Source organism: Acetonema longum DSM 6540 (genome assembly GCF_000219125.1).
Classification (GTDB): domain Bacteria; phylum Bacillota; class Negativicutes; order Sporomusales; family Acetonemataceae; genus Acetonema; species Acetonema longum.
Window position 1 is genome coordinate 1 of record NZ_AFGF01000179.1, and the last position, 637, is coordinate 637.

Annotated in this window: 1 protein-coding gene; it reads left to right on the top strand. The window is 49.1% G+C overall.

Annotation, left to right across the window (positions count from 1 at the left end):
• The coding region (locus ALO_RS15920; protein WP_004097848.1) for a hemagglutinin repeat-containing protein at positions 1-637 on the top strand (637 nt) is incomplete at both ends.

Sequence of the window (637 nt, forward strand, 5' to 3'; positions counted from 1 at the left end):
GCCATAAACTGGACAGAAACCATGGTCAAAGGCAATACCAATCTCAGCATTATCTCCGGCCGGGATACGAGTTTGATCGGCGCTCAGGCTCATGGCGGAAGCATCAGTATGAATGTGGGCCGGAACCTGAATTTGGAAAGCTTGCAGGATAGGGAGACTTACAGAGAGAAAAATAAATCAGCAGGCGGTTCCATCAACTACAACAGCGCCAAAGGAGTTGGAGGAAAAGTCTCGACCTATGAGAGAAACATTAAGTCCAACTATAGCAGTGTCAATGAACAGACAGGAATCTTTGCCGGTGACGGAGGATTTGATATCTATGTGGAAGGCAATACCGACCTGAAAGGCGCCGTCATTGCCAGCAAGGCTGCAACGGGCCAGAACAAGCTTTCTACCGGAACGTTGACATATTCGGATATTGAGAATAAGGCCGAGTATAGAGCTAGCAGCGCAGGAATAGGCTATGGGATAGGTAACTTAAATTTCACTGATAATGGCCTTCAACCCAAACTAGGTCTCCCCGTATCCGGCAGCGACACCAGCACTACCCAGTCAGCAATCGCGCCGGGGACTATCGAAATCAGAAGCGATGCTGATAAACCGGCAGACCAGCAGACTGACCTGTCGAAATTAAGCC